This is a genomic window from Chryseobacterium sp. SIMBA_028 (genome assembly GCF_046535285.1).
Taxonomy (GTDB): Bacteria; Bacteroidota; Bacteroidia; order Flavobacteriales; family Weeksellaceae; genus Chryseobacterium.
On record NZ_JAWRWZ010000628.1, the window covers coordinates 1 to 250 of the forward strand.

Annotated in this window: 1 protein-coding gene; it reads left to right on the forward strand. The window is 42.0% G+C overall.

The window, feature by feature from the left end:
• Positions 1 to 23: 23 nt before the first annotated feature.
• On the forward strand, positions 24 to 250 hold a 227-nt coding region (locus SCA31_RS24740), incomplete at its 3' end, for a bacteriocin-like protein (protein WP_410699604.1).

The following is a 250-nucleotide window of genomic DNA, read 5'->3' on the forward strand; positions in this document are numbered from 1 at the left end:
GTTATAATTAAACAAATATTATTATGTTGAAAAATCTTAAAAAACTAAATCGTGGAGATTTAAAAGAAATTAACGGAGGTGGTCGTATCTGCGATATAGGTCCTGTAGGGTGTCCTTGCATAATTCCTCCTGGAGACCCTTGTCTTGGTGGAGGTGGTGGCCCTGGTGGTCCGGTTGATCCCCCTCTTGGATACTGTCCGGACAGCCAGAATTACATTCCTTGTACTGAAAGTTGTCCAAATGGAATGAG